The following is a 24,072-nucleotide window of genomic DNA, read 5'->3' as shown; positions in this document are numbered from 1 at the left end:
AGGAATCTATCTCACTAGCCAAAGTTCCTTGACATTAAAACTTTAATTGTAGTTTCGAGGCTATTAATATTTTGTTTTAATTCAAGTTTTGATTTATTGGCCTGTTCCATTAACGAAATGAACTGTTCTTGTAAGTTAATAGGTAATAAAGGGATTCGAAGACTAGATACAATTGGCACATTAAGGTTCATCATTGTGACACCAACGGCCTTATCTTCAATAATCTTTTTATACTTAGGACTTGAGAGAATATGATGTAGAAAAAATGGTTTCATTTGATGTCCTGCTCTGATTATCATACTTCCAGTTCCACATAATAAACCTTCTTCATAAACGACAGCACATCGACCCATTTCCCCCCGTCTACCAAGTACAACATCACCAATTTTAAGCTGATAAGAAGCTAATTCATTATATTTTCTGTCCGAAATTGTAAGTTTAGGGTCAATACATATTTTCCCATCAATAATATGTGATGGATTTACCACCGCATGCCCATTTTCTATATAATCTTCCTTATGCAGCAATGTTCCAAAGGGCCCGATTTTGATTTCTGCTACATCACCTAGCGCCGTTTCCACCCATCCCATTGGATTCTCAACTGGATCGCCAAACATCTCGATAAATTGCGATTTAACAAGCTCATCTGTGAGCAAAAGCAATTTCTTGTAAGCCTCTTTTGTATCATTAGCGGCCCATAATAGATCAGCGAGTTTTTCTAGTTGCTCAATTTGAGGCAGCATAAACTCGTATTCCAATAAAACTTTAGGGGACAATCTTTTAGACATTGTTCCGTCGGAAAATTTCTCAGCATATGCCCAGAACTCATCAGTGTTTAATATGAACGGAATAATGCGTTGTAACAGTTTATCCTCGACACGCAATACAATAGAGTCACCAGAAGTAATCCCATCAAACTTTACAATTGATGCCCTTTTCAAATAGACATTACGTCGGGCAATTAATATATCACCTGACTTAAATACTTTCATAGCAGATTTCAAAAGACTTGTATCACCATATTTTTTAATCTCAATTTCACTAGATACATAATGTTCAAGACCAACAAATTTGTCATATTCACTATTAGCCGGATTATCAACTCGTTCAGAGATTACCTTTACTACATCACCAAGTTTATATTTTATCAAGATCATCACCACCATTTTCAAAGAGCATGTATTTCAACGTCTCATAAGATTCTCTAAAATTATCACTGCTAGAAAGCCATCCATCTAGTGCCTCTTCCAAAGAATATAACGTCTCCTCACTTTCAGCGCTGTTAGATCCACTTACATAAAGCGGGATACTCAGTTTACTGTCATATCCGATAATTTGTTCTACTGTGGCAACTGCTGAAAAACCATCTTGAACTTTAAATTCGCTGTAAGTTTGTGCTATCTTCTGTATGTGATCTTCTTCTAAATAACTCTCTGCATTTTTTCGAGTTACTTCTTTTTTTGCATCAATAAACAGAACATGTCCTTTACGAGAATGTGCTTTTCTCGTTCGGCATATAATAATACATGCCTCCATCGGAGAATTGAAAAATAGATTTTTTCCAATTCCAATCACACATTCAACCAAATCACTTTTTACAAGCTTTTCACGCATCTCTCTCTCTTCATCCCTAAACAAAACACCATGTGGAAATAAAATTGCACATCTACCCGTATTCGGATTAAGGCTCTTCAATATATGTTGAAAGAACGCGTAATCAGCCCTTCCTTGAGGTGGCGTACCGAGAAAATTCCGGCCATATCTATCAGCTGAGAATGCTTCCCTATCCCATTGTTTAATCGAATATGGTGGATTCGCTAACACTAAATCGAACTGCATTAACTCACCATGCTCTACAAAAGCAGGTTTCTTTAAAGTATCGTCATTTACTATATGGAAGTCCTTTACACCGTGTAAAAACAAATTCATCCTACCAATTGCAGATGTAAGAGAGTTGATCTCTTGCCCATAGGCTTTTACATTTCTCCATTCAAGACCTTGTTGTCTCAAATAAGCAAAGGCTGAAATAAGCATACCTGCACTACCACAGGTAGGATCATAAATACTTTCACCAGACTGCGGTTTAAGCATTTCTGTCATTAGGTGAACGACGGTACGATTTGTATAAAATTCTTGAGCAGTGTGCCCACTATCATCAGCAAATTTCTTAATTAGATATTCATAGCCTTGTCCGAGTTCATCCTCAGGACAATTTTTCATACTGAGCGTTTTTGAAGAGAAATGTTCAATAAGGTCCTTAAGTAATTTATCAGGCAATCTTTTTTTATTGGTCCAGGCACCATCCCCAAAAACACCTTGCAGTTTTTCAGGATTTGCTTTTTCAATAGCTCGAAATGCATTTACAATTGCAACGCCCACATTTTCTGATACTGACCTGACATCATTCCAGTGAAAAGCTTTTGGAACAATGAATCTATGATTTTCTTCCCACTCGAGTGCATCCTCATCCCCGTCATATTTCTCGAGGATTTCTGCACATTCCTCATCATATACATCACAAATTCTTTTGAAAAACAGGAGTGGGAAGATGTATTGTTTATATGAACCTGCATCAATATGGGTTCGTAAAAATACTGCTGAATTCCACAAATATGACTTAAGCTCATCTAATGTAATTCTATTACTCACTAATGTATCCCCCATCTAACAATAAGGATTTTAAGTTTTCTTCTGCTTCAATCACTTCATCTAGCACTGCCAAAAATGCCTTCTTAACTTCCTGAGGGCAAATCGTCTCGATTGGTGCTTTTTCAATATAGGTGTTCACAGAGAGTGAATAATCTTTCAACCTTAAATCTTCAATAGACACTACCTTAGATTTTTCAATAACTGACTCGTAGTTTTTGAAAAGATTAAAAACTTCTTCAACATCTTTCTCAGTCATTATATTTTGAGCCCTTTGCGCAGTATAAATCTTTGATGCATCAATCAAACAGACTTTCCCTTTATGTTCTTGCACTTTGTTGTTGTTTAAGATAAGAATACATGCTGATACGCCTGTACTGTAAAACAGCCCACTGACTAAAGTAATGACACATTCTAGTTTGTCAGATTCGATTAGTTGCTTACGAATTTCTCCCTCTCTGCCTCCATGGAAAAGGACCCCCTGCGGAAGAACGACCGCACAACGTCCATTCTTTTTATCCATAGATTTCACCATATGCTGAAGCCAAGCAAAATCCGCACTAGAATCAGAAGGGCTCCCCCATAGATTTCTACCGTAAACATCTGAGGCAAACTGATCCGCCCCCCAAGCTTTTAACGAAAACGGTGGATTCGCGATTACGCAATCAAATGTTTGTAATTCTCCCCGATGTATGAAAAGAGGCTGCTTTAAAGTATCACCTTGTTCAATCTTAAAATCTCTTGCTCCATGTAAAAATAGATTCATTCTTGCGATTGCTGAAGTTGCTAAGTTCTTCTCTTGACCATAAATTTTGCCATACGTACTTTTATCATCATGTACGTTACGTATCGCTTCGATTAACATGCCTCCTGTACCACAAGCAGGATCATAAACCGTCTCGCCTGGCTTAGGATCTAGGATTTTGACCATTAACTTTACAACCGATCGAGGCGTGTAAAATTCACCTGCATTTTTCTTTGAAAGATCAGCAAATTTTTTAATTAAATATTCATAACTATCTCCCATCACATCAGATGAGTAATTTTCATTGCCTACTTTAATTTCTGACATGTGTTCAATGAGATCCTTTAAGCGTTCATCTGAAAGTTTGTTTTTATCAGTCCAGTTTGCGTCATCAAAACTAGAAAAAACGCCATAGAGTGTGTCTGGGTTAGCACGTTCAATGCCGTTCATTGCATTGACTATTGCTACTCCGACGTTCTCACTAACTTCGCGAACGTCCTGCCAATGGCACCCCTCTGGAATAATGAATCGATGGTTTTCTGGAAAACCAGCAAATTCTTCATCACCCCCAGATTCTTCCAAGGCGGCTTGGGTTTCTTCATCATATACATCTGATAGTCGTTTAAAAAAGAGAATTGGCGTTACATAGCTTTTATACTCATCCTGATTAATTGGACCTCGCAGAATATTGCAGGCTTCAAAAAGGTGAGAAAATAGCTTTTGGCTTGTTGTTTCTTCAGGCTCTGAAGTAGTGTTTTTTAGTGCTTCGTCAGCAGCATCCATTGCTGAGTGGATCATTTCTTCTCTACCTCCAGTTTTTATTTTGGCTCCGACAAGCTCTTCTTTAATGCTGACGCTCCCTGAAGACTGTATCTTTTCCATCTTTGCGGGATATAGATTTTCGAACTCTAGCAATATTCTCAGAAGCCGTTCATCGAGAAATGTCAGCGCATGTTTTCTGATATGTGTCGGCACACCGTAGTAGGCTTCCGCCACACCTCCAGTAATCGCAGCCAACGTATCACTGTCTCCACCAATAGAGATAGCGTTCCGGACTGCATCTTCAAAATTGGAAGACTCGAAGAAAGCAACAAGTGCTTGCGGAACTGTTTCTTGGCAAGTTTCGTTATTCTGATACGTTTCCCGGATTCCATCGAGCGAGAAATTCATGGGGTAGTAGTGCTTATCAACATAATCACGAATTTCCAATATATTTTTTCCGCTTCGAGCCAGATAGACTGCAACCGCAGTAGCTTCAGCACCTTTTATCCCCTCAGGGTGGTTATGTGTAACAGCTGTCACCTTGTGTGAAAGTAATTTAGCTTCTTCGATGGAATTGGCTACATAACCACAAGCGCTAACTCTCATCGCGGCACCGTTACCAAAACTGTTGTATGGCTCAGGAGCGTCACTAAACATCCATTTATAGAATCTCTCTCCATACCCGCAATTCGGGTAGTGTCTTCCAATAACTTGCATGAATTTAACAGCTTGGTCGCCCAAGTCTCTGTAATCACGTTTACAACTCATTAGTGCATCACATATGGCTAATGACATCACCGAGTCGTCAGTGAAAAAGCTCTTGTATGTTAAAAATTCAAAATCTTTCGAGCGATGATTATCCCATTCAAATCTGGACCCAACAATATCGCCAATTATAGCTCCGATCATGTGTAGCTTCCTCCCCAGGTGTGCCGGGCTGATACTTAATTACATCACATTTATCTAAGTTTATTGTTTTACCTTCAAAATAGTATTTTGAAGTCTCTCAATTACTCCATTCCATCTATCTTCAGCAAGACGAATGCTTTCTACATATCTAGAACGTTCCTGTTCATATTCTTCTGCAATCATCTTTTGTTCTTCAACCTTAAGCAACGGGATTTCAAGCGACTTCAAATCTTTATAGCTAATATTGATGACGAATGTACCTTGCTGCTTTCCTGCTAAGGCTTTGTTCCCCATAGGACTATCTAAGAAAACTTTTAAGTACGTGCCTAAAAGCAGTTTTTCATTCGGTCTTATTACAATGATGTTTGATGACGCGATGCAGGGGTACTTCTGTTCTTTAAAAACTGCTATTCTAATCGCCGTTCCACGTGCTGGTAATAATAAATCTCCATCTCTAAGTAAGTAATTCGCAACTTTACGTTCTTCCTCTTCGATGTGATCCAGACCCTCATAATCGATGTCAAAATCTTTTAGATTCGATATGTTTACGACTCCAATGCTACCATTAGCATCTTTCTTGTTGATCGCCTTTCCGCGAAAAACTTCAGCAACATTTCCTAGTTCTTCTTTTTTAGTACTTGATCTCTGATAACGTTGCCAATCCTCATCCACCATCCCAAAGATATGATCAACATTCCAATGACCCATTTCCATTAACTCGTCCAACATAACAAATGTATCATCAATGAGAATCAGTTCATCGATGCTATTTTTTTTGATGTTGCTTGTAGGAGCTTCATATCTTTTAATCATTACATCTTCTGTTCGGCCTGTGGTGATCGTAAACATATAAGTTTTAATAGCAGTAGATGAAAATATCCCGGCTGGTAGTTCAGCTATTTCTTCTAGTTTGTACATACCTTGTATAAAATCCCTTAAGTCCTTTATCGAGCCTGTCGCAAAGGTTATTCTAGCTGGTAGTACAATCACTAACACACCCGAACTATTCAAATGTAAGAGCAAGTTTTCTACGGCTATCATTTCATATTCCCTACAAATGAAATTTCCATTATCTTCGCCACGCTCTCTTGCCCCAAATACAGGTACCGCCAAAATTAAATCAAACTTCCTTGCTGAAAATTCGTAATCATAGATACTTGTCTGTTCGACAATTACATTCGTATGTTCCTTAAACATTTCATCAAGAAGAACTTTACTCACGCTATTCATGGTAGTTATGTAGAACTCACAACCAGAATGTCGGTTTACTAATTCAGTAAGGTAAGGTACAAACTTTTCAGCTTCAGGTATCAATACCAATCTAGTATTTGGATTAAAGTGTTTTTCAAATTCGGTAATCAACACTTTTGGTATATAAAACATCTCTTTAGGATCTACAGAAGCAAGAGCCATTTCCAAATCAATATCTTCATCATACATCGCCATAAAAGCACTAAAAAAAGCCTTCGAATCTGGATATGGATTGTTCATTCCGTAAGTATCCGCTATTGAAAGCATAACCTCATAAGCTTTGTGCTCGGTGGGTTGGTTCGAAATTGATACAAACTCCTCTTTAGTCTTTTTCAAAAGAAACGATGCAACAGGCAGATCAGACTGAAAAGTATATCCCCTCAATGCATTATAACGATTCCAAATATGGCTTATCCGCTTGTCGTTACGCATTTTTATAACCCCCTTGCAAAACGGCCCACCATTAACTATACGTAAAACATACCACCGCAGATAATTCATGTCAAACAATATTTAGTTTTGGTATGTAAATACCAAAACTATTTCTACAGTAAATTTTTGCTTTCTGTTGTATATTAATTAGTACGCCCCAATCAAAAAAAACGAAGACAAATTTCGTATTTCTTTTCGAGCATTAACAAGAGGCTGTCCCAAGAGTAGTATAAAGTCTACTTTGATATGCTCCCCATACGGTAGACAGGTGAAATAATAAAACCTGTTATTGTAGGGGGAGCATTAATTCTCCTGCATGAAAAAAATTCTGCGTGATGCTGTTGAACCTTAGCTCGAATCGCTTATTTCATGATTTTGACCTTGCATTCTTCACATTCCTTCTAAGCGGAAGTATCCTCATGATATTTGACGTATACATGAAAAAGGTACACCGCTCATTTTTCCGAGGGGTGTACCTTTTCTTTAGCAAAGGGACTTAACGTTAGACGTATTCAACCTAACCTACCGAATTCGTCAACAATCAGTCAACTCTACTATTTCCTCGTCTCTGTTTTACACTTTCAACTCATCGATACTGCTCCCCAAACCCGCTCCACCACTGCAATCTCAGCCCTCTGTACCATCCCTCACCAACAAAGCCACGCTCTCCACATGCACCGTATGCGGGAACATATCCACCGGAGTTACCTCCATCGTGCGATACCCACCATCCTCTAGAATCCGTAAATCCCGCGCCAGTGTGCTCGGGTTACAGCTCACGTACACCACACGTTCCGGCTTCATCTCCAGAATCGTATCTAGCAGCCTCGGGTCACAGCCCTTTCGCGGCGGATCGACAACAATCACATCGGCGGTGATGCCCTCTTCCTTCCAGCGTGGGATGACGTCCTCAGACGCACCCACCTCGAAGCGGACATTACGTAGCTCATTCAGCTGCGCATTGCTCCGCGCATCTTCAATGGCTTCCTTCACAATCTCCACTCCATACACCTGATCCGCATGCTGTGCCAGGAACAACGAGATCGTACCAATGCCGCAATAGGCATCAATGACGGTCTCTTTGCCTGTCAGTGCAGCATATTCCAGCGTCTTGCCATACAGGACCTCGGTCTGTACCGGATTGACCTGATAGAAGGAACGAGCTGAGATCGCGAACTGTACGTTGCCGATATAATCATAAATGACATCCCTGCCCCATAGGACACGGGTCTCATCTCCGAAAATAACATTGGTCCGCTTCGTGTTGACGTTCTGGCAGATGCTCACTACATGAGGGATGGCCTCACGAATGCTGCCGATCCAAGCATCGCGATGCGGGATATCGTGACCATTGGTGACCATCACCAGCATCATCTCGCCTGTGCGGAAGGCTTTCTTCACGACGACATGTCGGAGCAAGCCCCGCCCGGACTCCTCGTTGTACGCACTGATGCCCAGATGGCTACCGATCTCCTTCACCTTGGCGACGACCTCATCATTATGCTCGTGCTGAATGAGACATGTCTCCATATCGACAATCCGGTGACTCCCCTTGGCATAGAAGCCGCCAATGAGTCCGCCATCTGCTGCTCCCATCGGTAACTGAGCCTTATTACGGTAGCGCCACGGCTCCTGCATACCAAGTGTAGGATGCACGACAACCCCCCCTCTGTTTTTAGCAGCTTGGGAACTATTTAAGCTGCCCTGATTGCCTTGGTTATCCTGGTTATCTTGGCTGCTCTGGCTATCATGATTATCTTGTGTACCCTGTATATTTTGAACGCCTTGACCATTCTGAGCTTCCGAACTACTCAGTCTCAGTTTCCCTTTCGCTCCCACACTCGTCCGCTCACTACCCTCTATCTCCAGCTTACCGATCCGCTCCAGCACATCCACAACATGCTGACGTTTCCACTCCAGCTGCCCTGCATAGCTCATATGCTGAAGCTGACAGCCCCCGCACTGGTCATAGATCGGGCAAGGTGATGCAATTCGGTCAGGGCTAGCCACCACCACATTCAGCAGCTTCGCGTAGCCGTACTGCTTCTTCGTCTTCAGCACCTTGACGCGGACCTGCTCTCCCGGCAGTGCTCCCGGTATGAACAAGGTATAGCCCTCTGCACGGCCTACGCCTTCGCCGTCGTGGTTCATCCCGATGATGTCCACGACCACCTCCTGATTCTTCTCTACAGGCAGCCCACTAATCTCAGCAGCTGGACGCTGCTGGGCTAGGCGCGGCGCTCTTGCACTTACTTGATCATTGCTCTTACCCATACTTTTGCCCGTTCTCTTACTCGTACTCATGGTCGTACTGGTACTGATGCTAGTACTGGTACTATCACCTGCACTGTAACCAGACCATCCCTTTTGGGAAACGGATTGATGTCTCTTCTGCCCTGTACCCTGTTGCTGACGTCCACGTTCATTTCCTGAACCTTTTCTCTCTACTGCTGGTCTCTGACGAGCTGCTTCCTTGTCAGATCCATTCGTGTTCCGGCGGCTTTTTCCACGGCCACTGCGGTAATTACTCATGCTGCACATTCCCTTCTACATATCGACCTATTATCGAATTATTCGTTTAAATCATCAATTTAATTGTTAAGAATATCATATTAATCGTTAGAATACCGACTCATTCATTCAACCTCTGTATCTTCATACAATGACATTCCTACAACTCGAAAAATGCCGCTACTCCTAACGGGAGAACGACATTTCAATCAGCCTCTAACTATGCGACTTGCTCATGGCATGGATGCGACAGGCTCGGATATACAATCCAAGTCTTTGCCGTCTCCCCCTGTTGCTGCCCAACCGCGCCTTGCTTACTAGGCCTTACCTTGCACAGTCAGCTAAGCTCTTCCTGAACACAACTACACTCTTCTCATCTAAGTCAATTTCATAATACCTTTAGCTGCTTCAATCAGGACTATATATAGATTAAAATGGTTTTGTTTGTCTATATATAGTTTCAGGAACCCATTTTAGTGATTTATGAAATTGACTCATCTAAATACCTGAATATGCTGCTTCAGATTCCGAATCGTTGCAGGCAATGTCCCGCCCAGCTCGCCATCCAGGTTCAACTGTACGTGGCCCGGAGAAGTGACCTCCATGTAATCGGTCTTGAAGTAGACCAGCTTCTTATCATTCAAATGTTCACCGCGCAGCGCCAGTGTGACCAGACGAATCATCTCCGCCAGATTGCAATTGCGCACGGCGATGACATCGAACATGCCGTCGTCGATCGAGGCCCCTGGAGCCAGCTTCTCGAAGCCGCCTACCGAATTCGTATTGGCGATCAGGAACAGCATGAATTCATCATGCAATGTCTCATGACCAGCCGCCTGAATCGTCAGCTCTTGTGGTGCGAGGCTGACCATCTTTTCCAGACCTTTGAAGTAATAGGCCAACTGCCCGATCATTGTCTTCAGCTTGCTCGGTACCTCATAAGTCAGCTCGGTCAACGAGCCGCCGCCTGCAATATTGATGAAGTATCTGTCATTGACCTTGCCAATATCAATAGGTCTAGCCTCCTGACGAATGACCAGATCACAGTACTCCTCCCATTGCCGCGGAATGCCCAACGCACGAGCAAAATCATTCGTAGTCCCTAGCGGGAATACGCCCAAGGCAGGCAGGTTCTCCCTCTCCGCCATACCATTCACTACTTCATATAAGGTGCCGTCTCCGCCTGCGGCAAGGATCATATCATAGCAGCCACGCTCGACAGCTGCGGTCGCTTCACGTGTTGCATCCCCCTCACCGGTCGTCGCATAGACCGACACCTCAATACCGCCCTGATCCAGCCGCTGCAGGATATCAGGCAGTCTGCGTCTCATTTCCTCACGTCCGGAGGTAGGATTATAGATTAATCTGGCTCTTTTCATTCACGTATTCCACCTGTTATTTGATGATGAATCCAAGCATGAATAGACTACACAGCAGTATGTCCATATCAAGTGTATACCCAGGCCATCGCCTGGCGTATCATGTCTATCCCCCTGTCTGTCGATCCGCTCATTACAGCCGAGCATCACTCACAGACAAGCTCACACATTGAAGCATCATACGCTATCTTCAAGGCTTTATCATACTGGAAAAAAGACTCTTTTACAATGGGCATGCCTTAAAGGGCAACCTGTTCCATGCATATTCAGACTACATCCATAAGCATTCATCTTATATCAGCATAGCCGAAAATACTACCTCATAACCCTATGTGCATCTAACCCATGTTAGCTGTCATATTGGAGCTACTACCTTCCTAGCGGCAAGCAAGTATGAAGTAGACCTCGGATAGCTTCTTCACTTAGCCGCTTATCTATTTCTAGCCCTAAGTGGCCCCATCCCAGCCTAGTTCTATTCCAGCGTCTTAGGTAGCTTTATTCCAGCACCTTTGGTGGCTCTATTCAAGCCTTAGGTAGCTATTCTAGCCTAGCCTAAATAGCACCCGCTCTAGCCTAGCTATCTCGGTGTAATGATGCACACACCTGCGCCAACATGCTGTCGCGGCCGTCAGCCCCTCACTTCATCCACCTTATCCAAATCCTGCTCATAACGAAGGAACAGAGCATCTACCTGCTCTTGTAACCAGGCTGTCAGTAGTGGATGCGGCAGCAAAGCCTCACCATTATAGCGATAATTCAGGCCTTCCATCTTTCTTGGAATAACGACGTCCGTGAAATACCCTGAACTCAAAAATAACGGGGCCACAATAACAGCCATTCCCCGTTCCTCGGTCCAATATACGATTTTGTCGCGCACCGATAGCGGGTTCAACAGGGCAAAATCCGTGTGTATTCCACTTTGTGCCGCCACATCAGCCGTCAGTGAAGCCATCCCTGACTCCCAGCGCTGCCGGAACCCATCATGCACACTACCATGACCGACGAGCAAAATAACCTCGCGCTCTGGATCTACCGATAATGGCCGCGCCTTCGACCATACAATCTCAGCTACAGCGGGGCCAGCGTCGATCGGATTTCCCCAATAGACATGCGCCTGAATCCGGAAAGGCTCCAGATCCGTCTCCTTCTCTGGCTCAGCCTTTGTCCCCAGTGCATACCCAATCTCATCGACATGTGTACTACCGGAGGACACAAAGAACGGGACGACGAGCATATCCGTCACCCCTTGTTCTTCCAGTCTATCTATACCGTCCTGAATAGAGCGTCCTTCGACCTGCTCCAGAAAAGCAACCACCGCCGGTACCCCGGCAGGTAGCTGCAGCCGTCCAGCAACCACATCGACCTGCGCGACCCATGAAGCCGTCATGGAGCCATGCCCGATGATCAGGATTCCCGGCCGGCTCATCTTAGCGTCCCAGTCGTTCCAACGTCATTTTATAACCATCGTTACCATAGTTCAGGCAACGCTTCACGCGCGAGATCGTAGCTGTACTTGCACCCGTCTCGGCTTCAATCTGGTTGTACGTACTGCCTTTGCCGAGCATCCGCGCTACCTCTAGACGCTGCGACAGCGACTGAATCTCGTTAATCGTGCACAGATCGTCGAAGAAGACATAGCACTCCTCCAGATCCTTCAATGTAAGAATGGCCTCAAATAATTGATCTATACTTTTATCATTAAGCTTCTTAAGCTGCATGTATAATCATCTCCCACCGATACTTGTTCTTTCATTGTAACTGAGTGTCACTAAGTTTTTCAAGCGTTAACGGTTTCACGCATCACAGAATAGCAATATCAGGACCTTAGTCGGACACCAGTTCTTCACACCCGGCACTATCCATGTGCATCTATGAAAAATCGCTTCTGCTACTCTTAAAATTTATCTTCAAATATGCTCTGCTGATATACTCTCCAAGCATGTTCATTGGATATGTTTTTCATATATGTTTTCGGATACGTTATACAGATTTGTTCTACAGATTTGTTCTACAGATTTGTTCTACAGATTGTTCTTCAGATGTGTTCTACAGAAAAGCACGCTTTTCTGATGCTCTCCGAATAGCTCGCGGGCTGATCGCCCCTCAGATAGGCCCCCCACCAGCCTGCGGGCTATCCTTACATACGAGCCTGCTACAGCCTATTCGCCCTCAGCTCACCTTTCCTTGTGACCGTACCGAGCTTGTCATTCCGCTTCTATCTCTGCCGACCTGGGCCATCACCCACGCCCAAATCCGCTTTTATCCATAATTATGGGACACGCGCCTAATCGTCCTGTGCATCTGTGACATAAGGTATAGTATCACATTACAAAGGAAAGTGATCTGCATGCGCGATAATCGTTACCGGAGACCGCATTCACATCGGTCCCTCTCTGATCCCTATTCCTCTCCATCCTACCCAGGGGTCAGCCCATACGAGCAAGCTCCACAGGTCGATTCACCCGGCCTCGTTCCATATGCTCCCCAAGATTCTGATCTGCTGACAGCTACTTCGGCGGCCACAGACAGCAAAGGAGGCTTACTAGGTGGTCTTGCAAGCCTCGGTGAGATCAAGGGCTTCATCGACCGCATGGGCGGCATTGACGGCATGATTGCCACTTTTGGCAAGGTACAGAAGGTCATGAGCACGATGCAGCAATTCGCTCCTATGGCCAAATTAATCATGGGCTCTCTGCCCTTCGGCAAGGGCGGCGGCAAAGGACTACTGGCTACTGATGATTCCTACGACGATTATGATCCACCTAGACGACGCAAAAAAGCAGCGCCAAAGCGGGGAACCCCGCGCAAACGCTCCAGCAAAAGACGTAGACGATAGCTAGCAGTAGCTTCACACGAATCGTGCTAACTAACCGCCATTGCTGCTAGGGATTCTGCCTAGGTGCCCACCTTTAAGCTTGCTGTTCATCAGCAGTTCAATTCCATTCGTAAGAACAGCAAGCTTACTCGTGATCAACAGGCTCCCGCTTGCAGCATACCCACACTCTCATTTGATCTGGTCAATGTACTAATATTTTCCGAATTTATTTACATGCTACTGACTATCTCTGACTACCTAAACCATCCGCGTCTGGAGAACCACAGCACCATACCGACCGACATGGCCACCATCACCACCATGACGATCGCATAGCCATAGGTCCAGTGTAGCTCAGGCATGTTCACGAAATTCATTCCGTAAATGCCTGCAATCAGCGTTAGCGGCATGAAGATCGTCGTGATGACCGTTAGTGTCTTCATGATCGAATTCATCCGGTTAGAGTTCAGCGAGATATAACCATCTCTCAGGTCGGCCGTCATCTCGCGGTCGGCCTCAATCATGTCTGCCAGCTTGAGCAGGTGATCGTAGATATCTGTGAAATACGCCTTATATTCTCCCGCACCCTGGACATGCCCGGAGTTAAGGATGCGATAGAGCAGATCGCGCATGGGCACAACCGTGCGGCGAATCTTCAATAGACGGCTCCGCAGCTGGAAGACCTGCGTCATCAGCAGCTCAACAGATTCATTCCCACTCTGATTCTCCAGCTCCGCCAGCTCATCCTCAATGGCGTATACACAGGGGAAATATTGATCCACCAGTTCATCCAGCACCTCATAAGCCGCAGCCAGTGGCCCTTTGGTCGAGACGGTATTCGTATGACCGTCAGCCAGCCGATCCCATACCCGGTCCACCTCAGCCAGCTGCGCATGGTGATACGTGACGAGGAGACGCTCTCTCATGAACACGCCGACCTCTTCTACCTCCAGCGTATGCTCCCTGAGCGCATGGATTACCATGAACTCCGTCTCCGGATAATGGTCAAGCTTGGGACGCTGCAGTACATGCATACAATCCTCGATAGCCAGCGGATGAAAATGAAAATATCGATCCAGCAGCTTGGACTCTTCTTCACTTGGCTCAATAAAATCCACCCATATCCAAGCGTATTTCTCCACATCTATATTCTGAAGCGGGATTCCTGCGATGACTTCATGAGCATGTCCGATAGCTATCGTGCGGATCAAGGCGATCCCTCCCTTTATGTACAACTCCTAATTATTATCCGTAGTTCATATAGTTCATAGTACCTTAACCTATTACGTTGTCTCGATTTAACAAGCTGAACATTGGTCTACAGAGCTCCCCCCGCTTGCAGTGACCGACTCTCTTTTGAACTGGTCAAGGTACTATATAAATTGATCCTGTTACATTGAGAAGGGGAGTGAGCAACGGAGGGGAAGTTTGGAAGTGAAGGAGCGCCAGCGACCGCCTTTGTCTCTGGATTTCTACAGCCTACACCCCAATCTACCATAATCCATATGTGCACAGCAAAAGAAGCCATCCTGACGGCTGGCCCCTATAGCTTGCAAATATGCACATATAGACAGGACTTCGTTAACGAAGACGGACGCAGCATGATTTCGCTCTTGCAACATGTGAGTGTCATACTGCCTTGCTTCATAGCTTGTCCTAACCTAGTACCTTGACCGAATCTGATTCAATGTTCAGCAGCTCTTAGCCCCATCTGATTTGGTCGAAGTACTAGGCAAAGAATAATTTAAATACCGCTCCCGCCAGCAATGCGGAGATCGGAATCGTAATGAACCAGGTTACCACGATTCGTCCTGCCAGTGACCAGCGCACAGCGGAGAAGCGCTTCGCTGAACCAACACCCAGAATCGCAGAGGTAATGGCATGCGTGGTACTTACAGGCAAGTGTAGAATCGTACACGTGAAGATAACGGACGCAGCCGAAATATCTGCAGCAAAGCCGTTAATCGGCTCAATCTTGAAGATCTTCGTACCCATGGTCTTGATGATCTTCCAGCCACCGATGGACGTACCCAGTGCCATGGCAGTAGCCGCTGCGATCTTAACCCAGAGCGGTACCTCCAGATGGTCCTGATACTTGGCAGAGACCAGTGCGAAGGTAATAATCCCCATCGCTTTCTGGGCATCGTTCGTTCCGTGTGTAAAAGACTGCAGTGCCGCCGTAAAAATCTGCATCATCCGAAAACCCTTGTTAACGGTATGCGGACTGCGACGGGCAAAGACATATTTGAGAATCATCATGACAATATACCCGATTACAAATGCAATTAATGGAGAGAAGATCAGCGCCTCAACAATATCAATAAAGCCTGACCAATTCACCATGTCCGAACCAGCCCCTACATATACAGCACCTGCCAGCGCACCGATCAGCGCATGAGAGGATGAGGATGGAATGCCGAACCACCAGGTTACCAAATTCCATATAATTGCTGCAATCAGGGTACAGATGACAATATCTATACCATTAGTCAGCTTCGTCGGATCTGCGACACTTCCTCCGATCGTCTTTGCGACTCCAGTGAACATCATGGCCCCTAAGAAGTTCATCACAGCAGCCAGTATAATAGCACGGCGTGGTGTTAGAGCTCGGGTAGAGACAGAAGTAGCAATCGCATTGGCTGTGTCGTGGAATCCGTTGATGAAGTCGAAAGCCAAAGCCAGAAATATAACGATACCTAGTACGAGTAAACTTGTTTCCATGTGAGAGGACCCCTTACGAGTTACGCATGATGATCGATTCCAGTCTGTTCGCTACATGCTCACAAGCATCTGTAGTCGTCTCAAGCCGTTCATAGATCTCTTTGCGCTTAATGAGCTCAATCGGGTCGCTCACGGTGGCGAACAGGTTGTTGATGCATTTGCGCAGCAGCTCGTCCCCTTGGTTCTCCAGATCATTCAGTCGGATCGTATGCTCCCGAATCGCCAGCAGCTTCTTCTGGGACAGCAAGTGAACAGCTTTCTGAATCTCGTACGCAGACTGCCGCAGAATATCTGCGAATTGAATGATATACTCATCCGGCTCAGTCAAATGATACATATAGAAACGGGATGCAGTTGCCTCAAGACCGTCCAATACATCATCCATAGTGGTTGTCAGATCCATAATATCATCGCGTTCAATCGGTGTAATAAATGTTTTGTTAAGCTCTTTGATGATCGTGTGCGTGAATTCATCGCACTTGGACTCATATCTCTTCATTTCACTTGTAAACTCAATTACATTTTGAAGATTCGAAACATGCTGAGAGAAGTAGTCAGCGGCATGTACAATGGTATCTGCCATATTCTCCAGCGTCTGAAAAAAGATATCCTTTTTCTTCAGTTTCATAACGATTACCCCTTTACAAATTGTTACTGCTTGAACGCGGACAGATAAAAACAACCTTTGCTATCTTATCACAAGTAACAGCTTTTTTGTAAAGGCTTTGTAAAGTTCTAAGCGGTTTTTCATTGAAACCGGATACAATAGGGCAATTCCTTTACATTATATTGACTTAGTTTTACCTTATAATTACATTTCTCGCCTATTGCATCCGAATTCCTACTTATATGTCTCATACTTCCCATGACATTTTTATTCAATAACCTCTTACATTCTCAATCAGCAAGTTCACTAGCAAGCTTATTAATACCCTTAATCATTAACTTCATCTTTGGTAAGGCATCACCTTACGTATGACATTCAGCCCAGGAACATCAGAACTGCGAAGAATCCGTTTAATTCGTCGTGTCCTTTGAATCCGCAGAGTCCTTAGCGTCCGTTGAGTCCTTATCTGTTGAATCTGTCGAGCCAGCCACTGGCTCTGTAATCGTAATATGTCCGCTTACCCCATTGTTGTCAGTAGGGACAATGTGTATATAGGTTTTGCCCGGAAGCAATGGCCATTCCTTGCCGTCCACGTCAAAGCGAATGGAATCTCCCTTATTATGTCTCCACGTTCCCTGAATCATCCGACCTTGCTGGAAAATGGCCGCCTCGCCTCCGCGATCCAGATCTACTGCCAATCGGCCTACATCATCCAGTACCCGATGATTCGTAGACAATACGATTAGATTCGTAGCTGTTAGCTGTTCATTATTGTTCAGATCGACATGCGGCTTGCCGTTAATCATACGCTTATATAGTCCTTGCTCCACATCATATGTATAGGACACCCGATAGCTATTGAGCAGGAATCGAATATCCAGTGCAGTCGCTTCCTCTCCTGCAATCTGATGTGTCTTCGGATCATCGAAGGTATACGCAGGGGCATCTGCCTCCACCGGATAACCACGCTTCTCGGCACCCGCTACCAGCTTGTCCAGATCGGTGTACAGATTATGTGGCGCCTTACGGTCTTTGCTTCGCCAGAAGGACGTGCCTGCATTCGTAATCTCGTCCAGATGCTGCTTGCCTTGTCTTTGAAAAATGGCATAGGCATCGTTGCTTCCTCCTGCATGGATCGGAAGGGCGTTATAGCTCTCCGCCAACTCGATCAGATAAGGACGAATGCTGCGGACCGGACCGATGTTCATATCCTTGCCACCACTCTGGAAGATGGCTACAAGTCTGGTAATTCCGCCTTCCGCCAGCACCTCATATACGATATCGGCTCCGCTCAGACCGGATTGCGGCCTAGCCGCCGGCGCATTGTTAATCATGACCGCAAGCGGGCGTTGCTTCACAGGCTCATCCGATCCCACTCCCGTTAGCGGCGCACTGTACGCATAGACAGGCTCCACAGGAGTCTCTTCCTTAACAGGCTCTGGCTCCGGGGTAACGACAGGGGGTGTCACTGTTGGCTCCTGTACAGATTCTGAGCAGGACGCGAGCAGCAACGAACTTGTGACGAGGAGTGCACCGATGCACCAATGCTTAAGTTTCATCTGGGTCAACATTCCTTCCTCCAACTTTTTTTCTCATTATAAACTCCGACTTCCGATTTTGTCCTGTTAAATAAGGATATTCCGGCATTGAGAACTCCAACATTTGACATCTTAAATTTTCTCTGAACAAGGAGAAATTAAAATTTAAAAGAAATTTCTGACTTTGTGATTTATATCACAAATATTCACCCTTCCCTACACTACAATAAGGATGTAGCCAAGATGATCATCACACAAAAGCAAAAAGCACTAGTAACAACAGCATTAATAACACAAATTATTGATTATAAAAAAGGAGTGGTTCATATGTTTAACAATTGGTTGAGAGAAAATAAGGTTGCAATGTGGTTACTGACAGTACTGAGAGTATACATTGGTTGGGATTGGATGGATCACGGTTGGAAGAAACTCGTTGGTGGAGGCTTCGACGCAGGCGGCTTCATTACCGGAGCGATCGCAAAATCGACGGGCGAAAGCCCAACCGTACAAGGCTGGTGGGGAGCGTTCCTGGAGACTTTCGCACTGCCTAACGTTGGCCTCTTCAACTTCCTGATCCCGCTGGGCGAATTCCTGGTAGGCCTCGGACTGATCTTGGGTACATTCACTACTTTGGCTGCACTGATGGCTATGGTCATGAACTTCGCATTCTTGTTCTCGGGCACTGTAAGCACCAACGCAATCCTGGTGCTGGCTGAAATCTTCATCGTAGTTGCAGGTGCTAACGCTGGTCGCATCGGCTTCGACTACTGGGTACTTCCTTACCTTCGCAAATTGTTCCGCAAAGGCGGTACCAGTCAGGACCCAGCCTTCAAAGGGGCATAACCTGAGACCTCATAACTGATGCTCTCAGCTTCCAGATTCACCAAGAGGCAGACACCGCCAAGTGCGGTAGCTGCCTCTTATTTTTGTAATATAGTCTTGTTCTGGAATACGGTCTTGTTTGGAATATATTCTTGTTTGTAATCTAGTTTTGTTTTTGCAAATATTGCTTTGAATATAGAGTTGTCTGTAGTTAAAATGCTACTGCTAATCCTCCAGCCCAAAATCAGGCTCGGCTCCGAACACCCAACAATTCAAGCTCAGCGATCCATGCGCATATTCCTGATATAGCTTCACGGCATTCCCGTTATTGTCTGCTGTACCCATCGCATAGAACAAGGGCGCTATGTGCTCCCTGCCATAAGACGGCACGGCCTCGCGGGCATGTGGTGCCTTCTTGTCATACAGGAAGAGGTGCCTCAGATTCCACACGGCTAGCTGCTCCCCGATCCAGTCATCGAAGGCTACAGCCCAGGCTTCAGCCTCATCGGTCTCCCGCAGCAAGCGAAGGTTGTGTACGAGCCCTCCACTGCCAATAATCAGAATATCCTGATCACGTAGAGCGCTGATCATGCGCCCGATATTGTACTGCTCTTGAGGCGAACGGCGTGAGTCTACGGATAACGGAATGACAGGAATATCTCCTTCAGGGTACAGATGCCGCAGAATAACCCAGGCTCCGTGATCCAGCCCCCTGCCCTGTACAGGACGAACGAACAGATTTTGCTGCTTGAACATGGCCATAATCTCTTCGCTAAGCTCCTGATCACCCGGAGGATCATAGGTCAGCTGATACATGTCATCGGGGAAGCCGTAGTAATCGTGCATGGCTGTATGTTGGTCGTCCACTCCGATACTCTGATCGGGACAATCCCAGTGCGCTGAGAATACGACAATCCCGCGGGGACGCGGCAGCCGTGAACCCAGTCTGGTCAAAAAGCGGGTATAAGCATTGTCCTCCACAGCCAGTGTAGGCGAACCATGCGCCACGAATAGTGCTGGTATTGTCATCGCTGCCAACCTCCACACGCAAAATGATGGTGAGGGCTATTCCGAATGCATACCGAGTGAGCTTACGAAGACTATATCGTCCAAGCCACATATCGTCCTAGATCAATACTGGCCTTCATCAGCTATCGGCGGTGCTTGACTTTCGGAAATATACCTTACCTCTCTATTTTACTCCTGCGCACGCGGTTTTTCCAATATCATATCATCCAGTGCTGCCATTCTTCCTCCAGACGCTCCTGGTTCGTCAGCCACTGGAGGGTCGATGTGATGAGCTGATCGCGCTCTTTGCCCGATGAGAAGGTATGATCCCCTTGGAAAATGATCTCCTTATCGCACCGTCCCTCGCTGCGCATCCAGAACACCTTCTGGTACAAGAAAGCATAATCCACTGGAATAATATCATCGGAGGTCCCATGAACAACGAGCACGTTGCCGTTGAATTTCACCGCCTCCTGGAACGGCTGATATTGGGCCAGCGAGTCAAAGTACACAGGTGTGAACTTATAGCCAAGGTAGTCTGCCTTGCCTTGCTGAACTGCTTCATCGTAGGTGGACCGCCCGGTGATTTTGACAATATCATTGAAAGGATAGCCAACAGCTGACCACATGATCAGGTTCTGCACGCGTTTGTCACGCACAGACGTCAGAACAGCGACTGCACCGCCAAGACTGTGCCCCAGTAGTGTGACGCGACTCGGGTCCACATCAATACAGTTCATTGCATAATCTATCACAGCCCGTGTCTGATTGATCATGGATTCCAGACTTTGTTCACCATATTCGCCTGAGCTCTCTCCGCACCCTGCGTAATCAAAACGGATCACGGCGTAGCCCTTGGCTGCAAGCTCACGACCAGTCCTTACAAACAGCCGATCCACACCTATACGACTACCTACGAAGCCATGGCAGATGATGATAAGCGGTACTTTGTTCTGTCTTTTGGATGCCCCATTGTCACTAGGATAATGAAATGTTGCTGCCAATTCCTCTCCCTCATATCGAATACCGATCTGTCGTTCCATACTCTCTTCCTCCCGTTTCCCATGCGTATGTTCCATCTATTCTACTATTAACAGTGAAAGCCACGATGGCGATTCATAAATATCTAATTATTCCGATTATTTTAATTGGTATTAGGTTGTATGAGAAAATATAGCACCTTCACGCACCATCTGTCAATGAGCTTGGCTAGTACACGAGTTAAGGCCCTGGAGCTAAGCTCCAGGACCTTGATCTTTACTGTTCGACGTCTTTACTGTAGACGTCTTTTCATATACCTTAGTGTTCTTGCTCCTACTTCCATATCAGCTGATGTGAGTCTGCAACTGGTGCACATACACTCAGGGGCCATTCATCTTTTACTAGCGGCACATTCCACTTGAGCCTACTAATAGCTACATCAGCTATGCTCCGTCTGTTACGAGGAACTATAGCTAGAGATCACTCATAGATCTGACGAAACATACTGTGGGTCTCACTCCGTCCCTTCCATGCATTCATCCATCCATGCTCCTCGCTTAAGCGATGCTCATCCCACAGATTCACTGACGGCTGCTGCCCCAATTCATCGGAGAATTCCTCCTGATCCAGAATGCGGTATACCGGGGCCCCTTTGCCTGCTCCTGGTAATGAGGCCTTGTCCGTATGGACATTGTTGGCGGTTGGCTGAATGTCACCTGTGCCTTCATCCTTCATCTGCTTCACGCTCCCGTCCTTAATAGTCGTGTAGAGAGGTCCAGCAGCAGCATATACTGTACAAGTACTGTTGCTATGCTTGCATGCTGTAATCTCTTTATGGGGTAATTTTCAACGGGAAGCGTTCACATTATACTTACAAGAATGAAATTCGGACCGATATTCTTCATTTGTCAACATTCCGCCACATTCTGGACACGGACTCGCGGGATGGTATACTTTCTTCATAGCCTGATAACAGCAAGGAGGAGTACACGTGCCTGATACGCACACGGATCAGAAGCAAGCCAATAAAAGCTATAGTAGCTATGTGCTGATTGCCTGGATTGCACTGACATTCTTTTTTACGACGATTGCCCTGGTAGGGCTGGTTGTACAATCTACAGGGGGAAATGTGGAGCCTTACACGAAGGTGGGAATCTCTACACTCGTTCTGATCGCTGGAGGAGCCATTGTTCTCATTGAGGCCCTGACCAAATTCATGGTTAGACCGGAGGATGATGAGACGGATCAAGACGCCGCAGATCAGCGTCCCCATGTCCCGGAGCGAGCCAGCATGAACATCAGATCCATATTAGCCTATGTGGTGCTGGTAGCCGTAATTCTCATTGGTGGTCTGCTGCTGCGAGGCTCTCTGCCTGTATTCACCATCTCACCATGGACCAGTCTGATCATCGGCATCGTGGGCTGGGCAGTGCTCATCGTCATCATGTGGAGACGAAGTCAACGTCGGAAGACCTCGGCTTAGCTTAAAGAATTACCCATAGCACTGGAGAACAACTGGAGAGTGGTGGTAGGTCTATGCTAAAGGATCGCTGGATAGCAAGCTATAACTATACCTACTCTTATATTGGAGCATTGAACAGGTCCTTCAAGTATTAACAATAGCAGTAGGATGAGCAGTAGGATGAACTGCATTAGTCCTAGCACTTAGCACTTAACACAGTTGTAGCACTACCTGTTGCTCTTAGCTCTAGTACTGGTTGTAGTACTGGTTTAGCACTAGCTGTAGCTTGAGCTGTTGGATAAGTCCCGACGTTATCCGATCGGTTCGTCCAGCATGCCATCACGAGTTATTCTAGCCTGCTCGCCAGGCGTCACGCCGAATCTACGCTTATACATGCGGATGAAATAATTCAGCTCCATCCCAACGGCATCCGCTACCTCGCGCATCGTTGCCAAAGGACGATCAAGCATCCACTGCTTGGCATGCTCCAGTCGCAGACGCTGCATATATTGGTGGCCGGTCATACCATATTCCTGGTGGAACAGTCGATTCAGATGCTGCACGGAGTACCCGACGATCTCGGCTACATTTTGCAAGAGTAGCTCTTCGCGATAATGGGCATGCATATAGGCGAGCGCTTGTCGGAAGCCCTCACGATTGCTTAGGTCTGAGGATTCTTGCTCGGTATCACATTCCGGCCTCAAGGACTGGGATTCGCCTTCGCTTGCCTTCCTGTAGCTTTCAGAAGATAATAGTGCCTCTACTGCTCCCGGCAGGAGCCGATAAGTGACTTCGTTCATTTGCTCATGCAGACGGGGATTGCGCAGGTCCAGCTCCCATAGCCTGATCAGCTGCAGCCACAGCTTCATGAATCCGTCTTGGTCTAATTCAACGTGCTCAAGATCCTGAAGTGTGCGCAGTAGTGTACTTGAGAGGGTGCCGCCAAATCCGACATAACGCTGATCCCATACCTTACTGTCATCTGGCCTAATGGTATAGGCAAGCTCCTTGGATACAGTCGTGATCTGGAACGGACGCAAGCGACGTGTCGAGCCATCCTCCCGCTCAAGCAGCGCAGAGCCTTGGTGTGACAATATCATAAGATGCTCAGGAAAGCCCTCTGGATGATGCTGCTGCTTCTTCGGAACTATCCCTGCACAGTAGAGATGCAGGGGCATAAGCGATGGTGGCGAACGAAACAAACGAAATGAAGACATTATATCCTCCTCATGGCGGGAATCATGTTCATCTTGATTTTGCAGGTTCATAAGCACAAGGCTGACTTGATTGCAGCCATCATAACAGAAATGCTATCACCTTGTCCGAGGTCAAAAGCACTATCCTTAGCTCTTTCATTTCATTCAATTTTTGTTACTTAGAGCAAACAGTGTAGGTTGCCTGGCTATTGGGTTGACTGTCCTGTCTTATACTGAATATGCAGCCTGGGCAGCTGTAAAGACAGCAAAAGCCGTACACTGATTCC

19 protein-coding genes are annotated in these 24,072 nt (G+C 45.8%); 3 read left to right on the top strand and 16 right to left on the bottom strand.

The features are described 5' to 3' along the window. Positions 1-14 precede the first annotated feature (14 nt). The 8 genes from MKX74_RS03720 to MKX74_RS03685 all read right to left on the bottom strand — a co-directional run bounded on the left by MKX74_RS03720 (position 15) and on the right by MKX74_RS03685 (position 12,353). Positions 15-1,151 (bottom strand): restriction endonuclease subunit S, encoded by a 1,137-nt coding sequence (locus MKX74_RS03720; RefSeq protein WP_341177540.1) that lies wholly within the window; start codon positions 1,149-1,151, stop codon positions 15-17. Then, entirely contained in the window at positions 1,138-2,649 is a 1,512-nt protein-coding gene (locus tag MKX74_RS03715; protein ID WP_341177539.1) for a type I restriction-modification system subunit M, read from the bottom strand. Before MKX74_RS03715 ends, MKX74_RS03720 begins: the two co-directional genes overlap by 14 nt. Further along, on the bottom strand, positions 2,642-5,062 hold the full coding sequence (locus tag MKX74_RS03710) for an N-6 DNA methylase (protein ID WP_341177538.1): 2,421 nt from the start codon (positions 5,060-5,062) through the stop codon (positions 2,642-2,644). Before MKX74_RS03710 ends, MKX74_RS03715 begins: the two co-directional genes overlap by 8 nt. Before the next feature lie 60 nt (positions 5,063-5,122). Further along, positions 5,123-6,745: a restriction endonuclease subunit S gene (locus MKX74_RS03705; protein ID WP_341177537.1), complete on the bottom strand. Its 1,623-nt coding sequence runs from the start codon at positions 6,743-6,745 to the stop codon at positions 5,123-5,125. A gap of 627 nt (positions 6,746-7,372) precedes the next feature. Further along, positions 7,373-9,019, bottom strand: coding sequence for a 23S rRNA (uracil(1939)-C(5))-methyltransferase RlmD (gene rlmD, locus MKX74_RS03700; RefSeq protein WP_445667301.1), 1,647 nt, complete (start codon positions 9,017-9,019; stop codon positions 7,373-7,375). A 731-nt stretch (positions 9,020-9,750) separates the two neighbouring features. Continuing rightward, on the bottom strand, positions 9,751-10,635 hold the full coding sequence (locus MKX74_RS03695; RefSeq protein ID WP_133568349.1) for a diacylglycerol kinase: 885 nt from the start codon (positions 10,633-10,635) through the stop codon (positions 9,751-9,753). A 628-nt stretch (positions 10,636-11,263) separates the two neighbouring features. Continuing rightward, a complete protein-coding gene (locus MKX74_RS03690; RefSeq protein WP_341177535.1) occupies positions 11,264-12,061 on the bottom strand; it encodes a sirohydrochlorin chelatase in 798 nt (265 codons plus the stop codon). 1 nt (position 12,062) lies between these two features. After that, positions 12,063-12,353: a YerC/YecD family TrpR-related protein gene (locus MKX74_RS03685; protein WP_018885361.1), complete on the bottom strand. Its 291-nt coding sequence runs from the start codon at positions 12,351-12,353 to the stop codon at positions 12,063-12,065. A gap of 629 nt (positions 12,354-12,982) precedes the next feature. Here MKX74_RS03685 and MKX74_RS03680 point away from each other — a divergent pair. Beyond that, positions 12,983-13,471, top strand: a complete 489-nt coding sequence (locus MKX74_RS03680) for a hypothetical protein (RefSeq protein WP_018885362.1) — start codon at positions 12,983-12,985, stop codon at positions 13,469-13,471. A gap of 233 nt (positions 13,472-13,704) precedes the next feature. Here MKX74_RS03680 and corA read toward each other — a convergent pair whose 3' ends face one another. The 4 genes from corA to MKX74_RS03660 form a co-directional block, all read right to left on the bottom strand. Continuing rightward, on the bottom strand, positions 13,705-14,661 hold the full coding sequence (gene corA / locus MKX74_RS03675) for a magnesium/cobalt transporter CorA (RefSeq protein WP_341177534.1): 957 nt from the start codon (positions 14,659-14,661) through the stop codon (positions 13,705-13,707). A 517-nt stretch (positions 14,662-15,178) separates the two neighbouring features. Further along, entirely contained in the window at positions 15,179-16,171 is a 993-nt protein-coding gene (locus tag MKX74_RS03670; protein ID WP_018885364.1) for an inorganic phosphate transporter, read from the bottom strand. A gap of 13 nt (positions 16,172-16,184) precedes the next feature. Further along, the gene (locus MKX74_RS03665; RefSeq protein WP_018885365.1) at positions 16,185-16,799 is read right to left on the bottom strand and encodes a DUF47 domain-containing protein; all 615 of its coding nucleotides are present in this window, start codon (positions 16,797-16,799) and stop codon (positions 16,185-16,187) included. A 389-nt stretch (positions 16,800-17,188) separates the two neighbouring features. After that, positions 17,189-18,337 (bottom strand): DUF3048 domain-containing protein, encoded by a 1,149-nt coding sequence (locus tag MKX74_RS03660; protein WP_341177533.1) that lies wholly within the window; start codon positions 18,335-18,337, stop codon positions 17,189-17,191. A gap of 306 nt (positions 18,338-18,643) precedes the next feature. Here MKX74_RS03660 and MKX74_RS03655 point away from each other — a divergent pair, with 306 nt between their 5' ends. After that, positions 18,644-19,159, top strand: coding sequence for a DoxX family protein (locus MKX74_RS03655; RefSeq protein ID WP_028590862.1), 516 nt, complete (start codon positions 18,644-18,646; stop codon positions 19,157-19,159). 204 nt (positions 19,160-19,363) lie between these two features. On the opposite strand, the gene MKX74_RS03650 is transcribed toward MKX74_RS03655, so the two are convergent. From MKX74_RS03650 to MKX74_RS03640, 3 genes are all read right to left on the bottom strand, one after another. After that, a complete protein-coding gene (locus MKX74_RS03650; RefSeq protein ID WP_341177532.1) occupies positions 19,364-20,167 on the bottom strand; it encodes a DODA-type extradiol aromatic ring-opening family dioxygenase in 804 nt (267 codons plus the stop codon). A gap of 197 nt (positions 20,168-20,364) precedes the next feature. Continuing rightward, positions 20,365-21,189, bottom strand: coding sequence for an alpha/beta hydrolase (locus MKX74_RS03645; protein WP_341177531.1), 825 nt, complete (start codon positions 21,187-21,189; stop codon positions 20,365-20,367). A gap of 418 nt (positions 21,190-21,607) precedes the next feature. Continuing rightward, entirely contained in the window at positions 21,608-21,871 is a 264-nt protein-coding gene (locus MKX74_RS03640) for a hypothetical protein (RefSeq protein WP_341177530.1), read from the bottom strand. A 247-nt stretch (positions 21,872-22,118) separates the two neighbouring features. Between MKX74_RS03640 and MKX74_RS03635 the strand changes: the two genes are divergently transcribed. Then, the gene (locus MKX74_RS03635) at positions 22,119-22,610 is read left to right on the top strand and encodes a hypothetical protein (RefSeq protein ID WP_341177529.1); all 492 of its coding nucleotides are present in this window, start codon (positions 22,119-22,121) and stop codon (positions 22,608-22,610) included. A gap of 290 nt (positions 22,611-22,900) precedes the next feature. On the opposite strand, the gene MKX74_RS03630 is transcribed toward MKX74_RS03635, so the two are convergent. Next, positions 22,901-23,806: an AraC family transcriptional regulator gene (locus MKX74_RS03630; protein WP_341177528.1), complete on the bottom strand. Its 906-nt coding sequence runs from the start codon at positions 23,804-23,806 to the stop codon at positions 22,901-22,903. Positions 23,807-24,072: the final 266 nt, after the last annotated feature.

It is taken from the genome of Paenibacillus sp. FSL K6-1230, assembly GCF_038002385.1.
GTDB classification, from domain to species: Bacteria; Bacillota; Bacilli; order Paenibacillales; family Paenibacillaceae; genus Paenibacillus; species Paenibacillus massiliensis.
Note: the sequence above shows the minus strand (reverse complement) of the source record. Positions and strands in the feature narration are given on the sequence as shown.

Excerpts from the sequence above, each read along its gene's own strand:
- MKX74_RS03695 (WP_133568349.1), bottom strand. The coding sequence starts at position 10,635 with ATGAAAAGAGCCAGATTAATCTATAATCCTACCTCCGGACGTGAGGAA.
- MKX74_RS03705 (WP_341177537.1), bottom strand. The coding sequence starts at position 6,745 with ATGCGTAACGACAAGCGGATAAGCCATATTTGGAATCGTTATAATGCA.
- MKX74_RS03645 (WP_341177531.1), bottom strand. The coding sequence starts at position 21,189 with ATGGAACGACAGATCGGTATTCGATATGAGGGAGAGGAATTGGCAGCA.
- MKX74_RS03665 (WP_018885365.1), bottom strand. The coding sequence starts at position 16,799 with ATGAAACTGAAGAAAAAGGATATCTTTTTTCAGACGCTGGAGAATATG.
- MKX74_RS03655 (WP_028590862.1), top strand. The coding sequence starts at position 18,644 with ATGTTTAACAATTGGTTGAGAGAAAATAAGGTTGCAATGTGGTTACTG.
- MKX74_RS03650 (WP_341177532.1), bottom strand. The coding sequence starts at position 20,167 with ATGACAATACCAGCACTATTCGTGGCGCATGGTTCGCCTACACTGGCT.
- rlmD (WP_445667301.1), bottom strand. The coding sequence starts at position 9,019 with ATGGGTAAGAGCAATGATCAAGTAAGTGCAAGAGCGCCGCGCCTAGCC.
- MKX74_RS03680 (WP_018885362.1), top strand. The coding sequence starts at position 12,983 with ATGCGCGATAATCGTTACCGGAGACCGCATTCACATCGGTCCCTCTCT.
- MKX74_RS03630 (WP_341177528.1), bottom strand. The coding sequence starts at position 23,806 with ATGTCTTCATTTCGTTTGTTTCGTTCGCCACCATCGCTTATGCCCCTG.
- MKX74_RS03690 (WP_341177535.1), bottom strand. The coding sequence starts at position 12,061 with ATGAGCCGGCCGGGAATCCTGATCATCGGGCATGGCTCCATGACGGCT.
- MKX74_RS03670 (WP_018885364.1), bottom strand. The coding sequence starts at position 16,171 with ATGGAAACAAGTTTACTCGTACTAGGTATCGTTATATTTCTGGCTTTG.
- MKX74_RS03685 (WP_018885361.1), bottom strand. The coding sequence starts at position 12,353 with ATGCAGCTTAAGAAGCTTAATGATAAAAGTATAGATCAATTATTTGAG.
- MKX74_RS03710 (WP_341177538.1), bottom strand. The coding sequence starts at position 5,062 with ATGATCGGAGCTATAATTGGCGATATTGTTGGGTCCAGATTTGAATGG.
- MKX74_RS03660 (WP_341177533.1), bottom strand. The coding sequence starts at position 18,337 with ATGAAACTTAAGCATTGGTGCATCGGTGCACTCCTCGTCACAAGTTCG.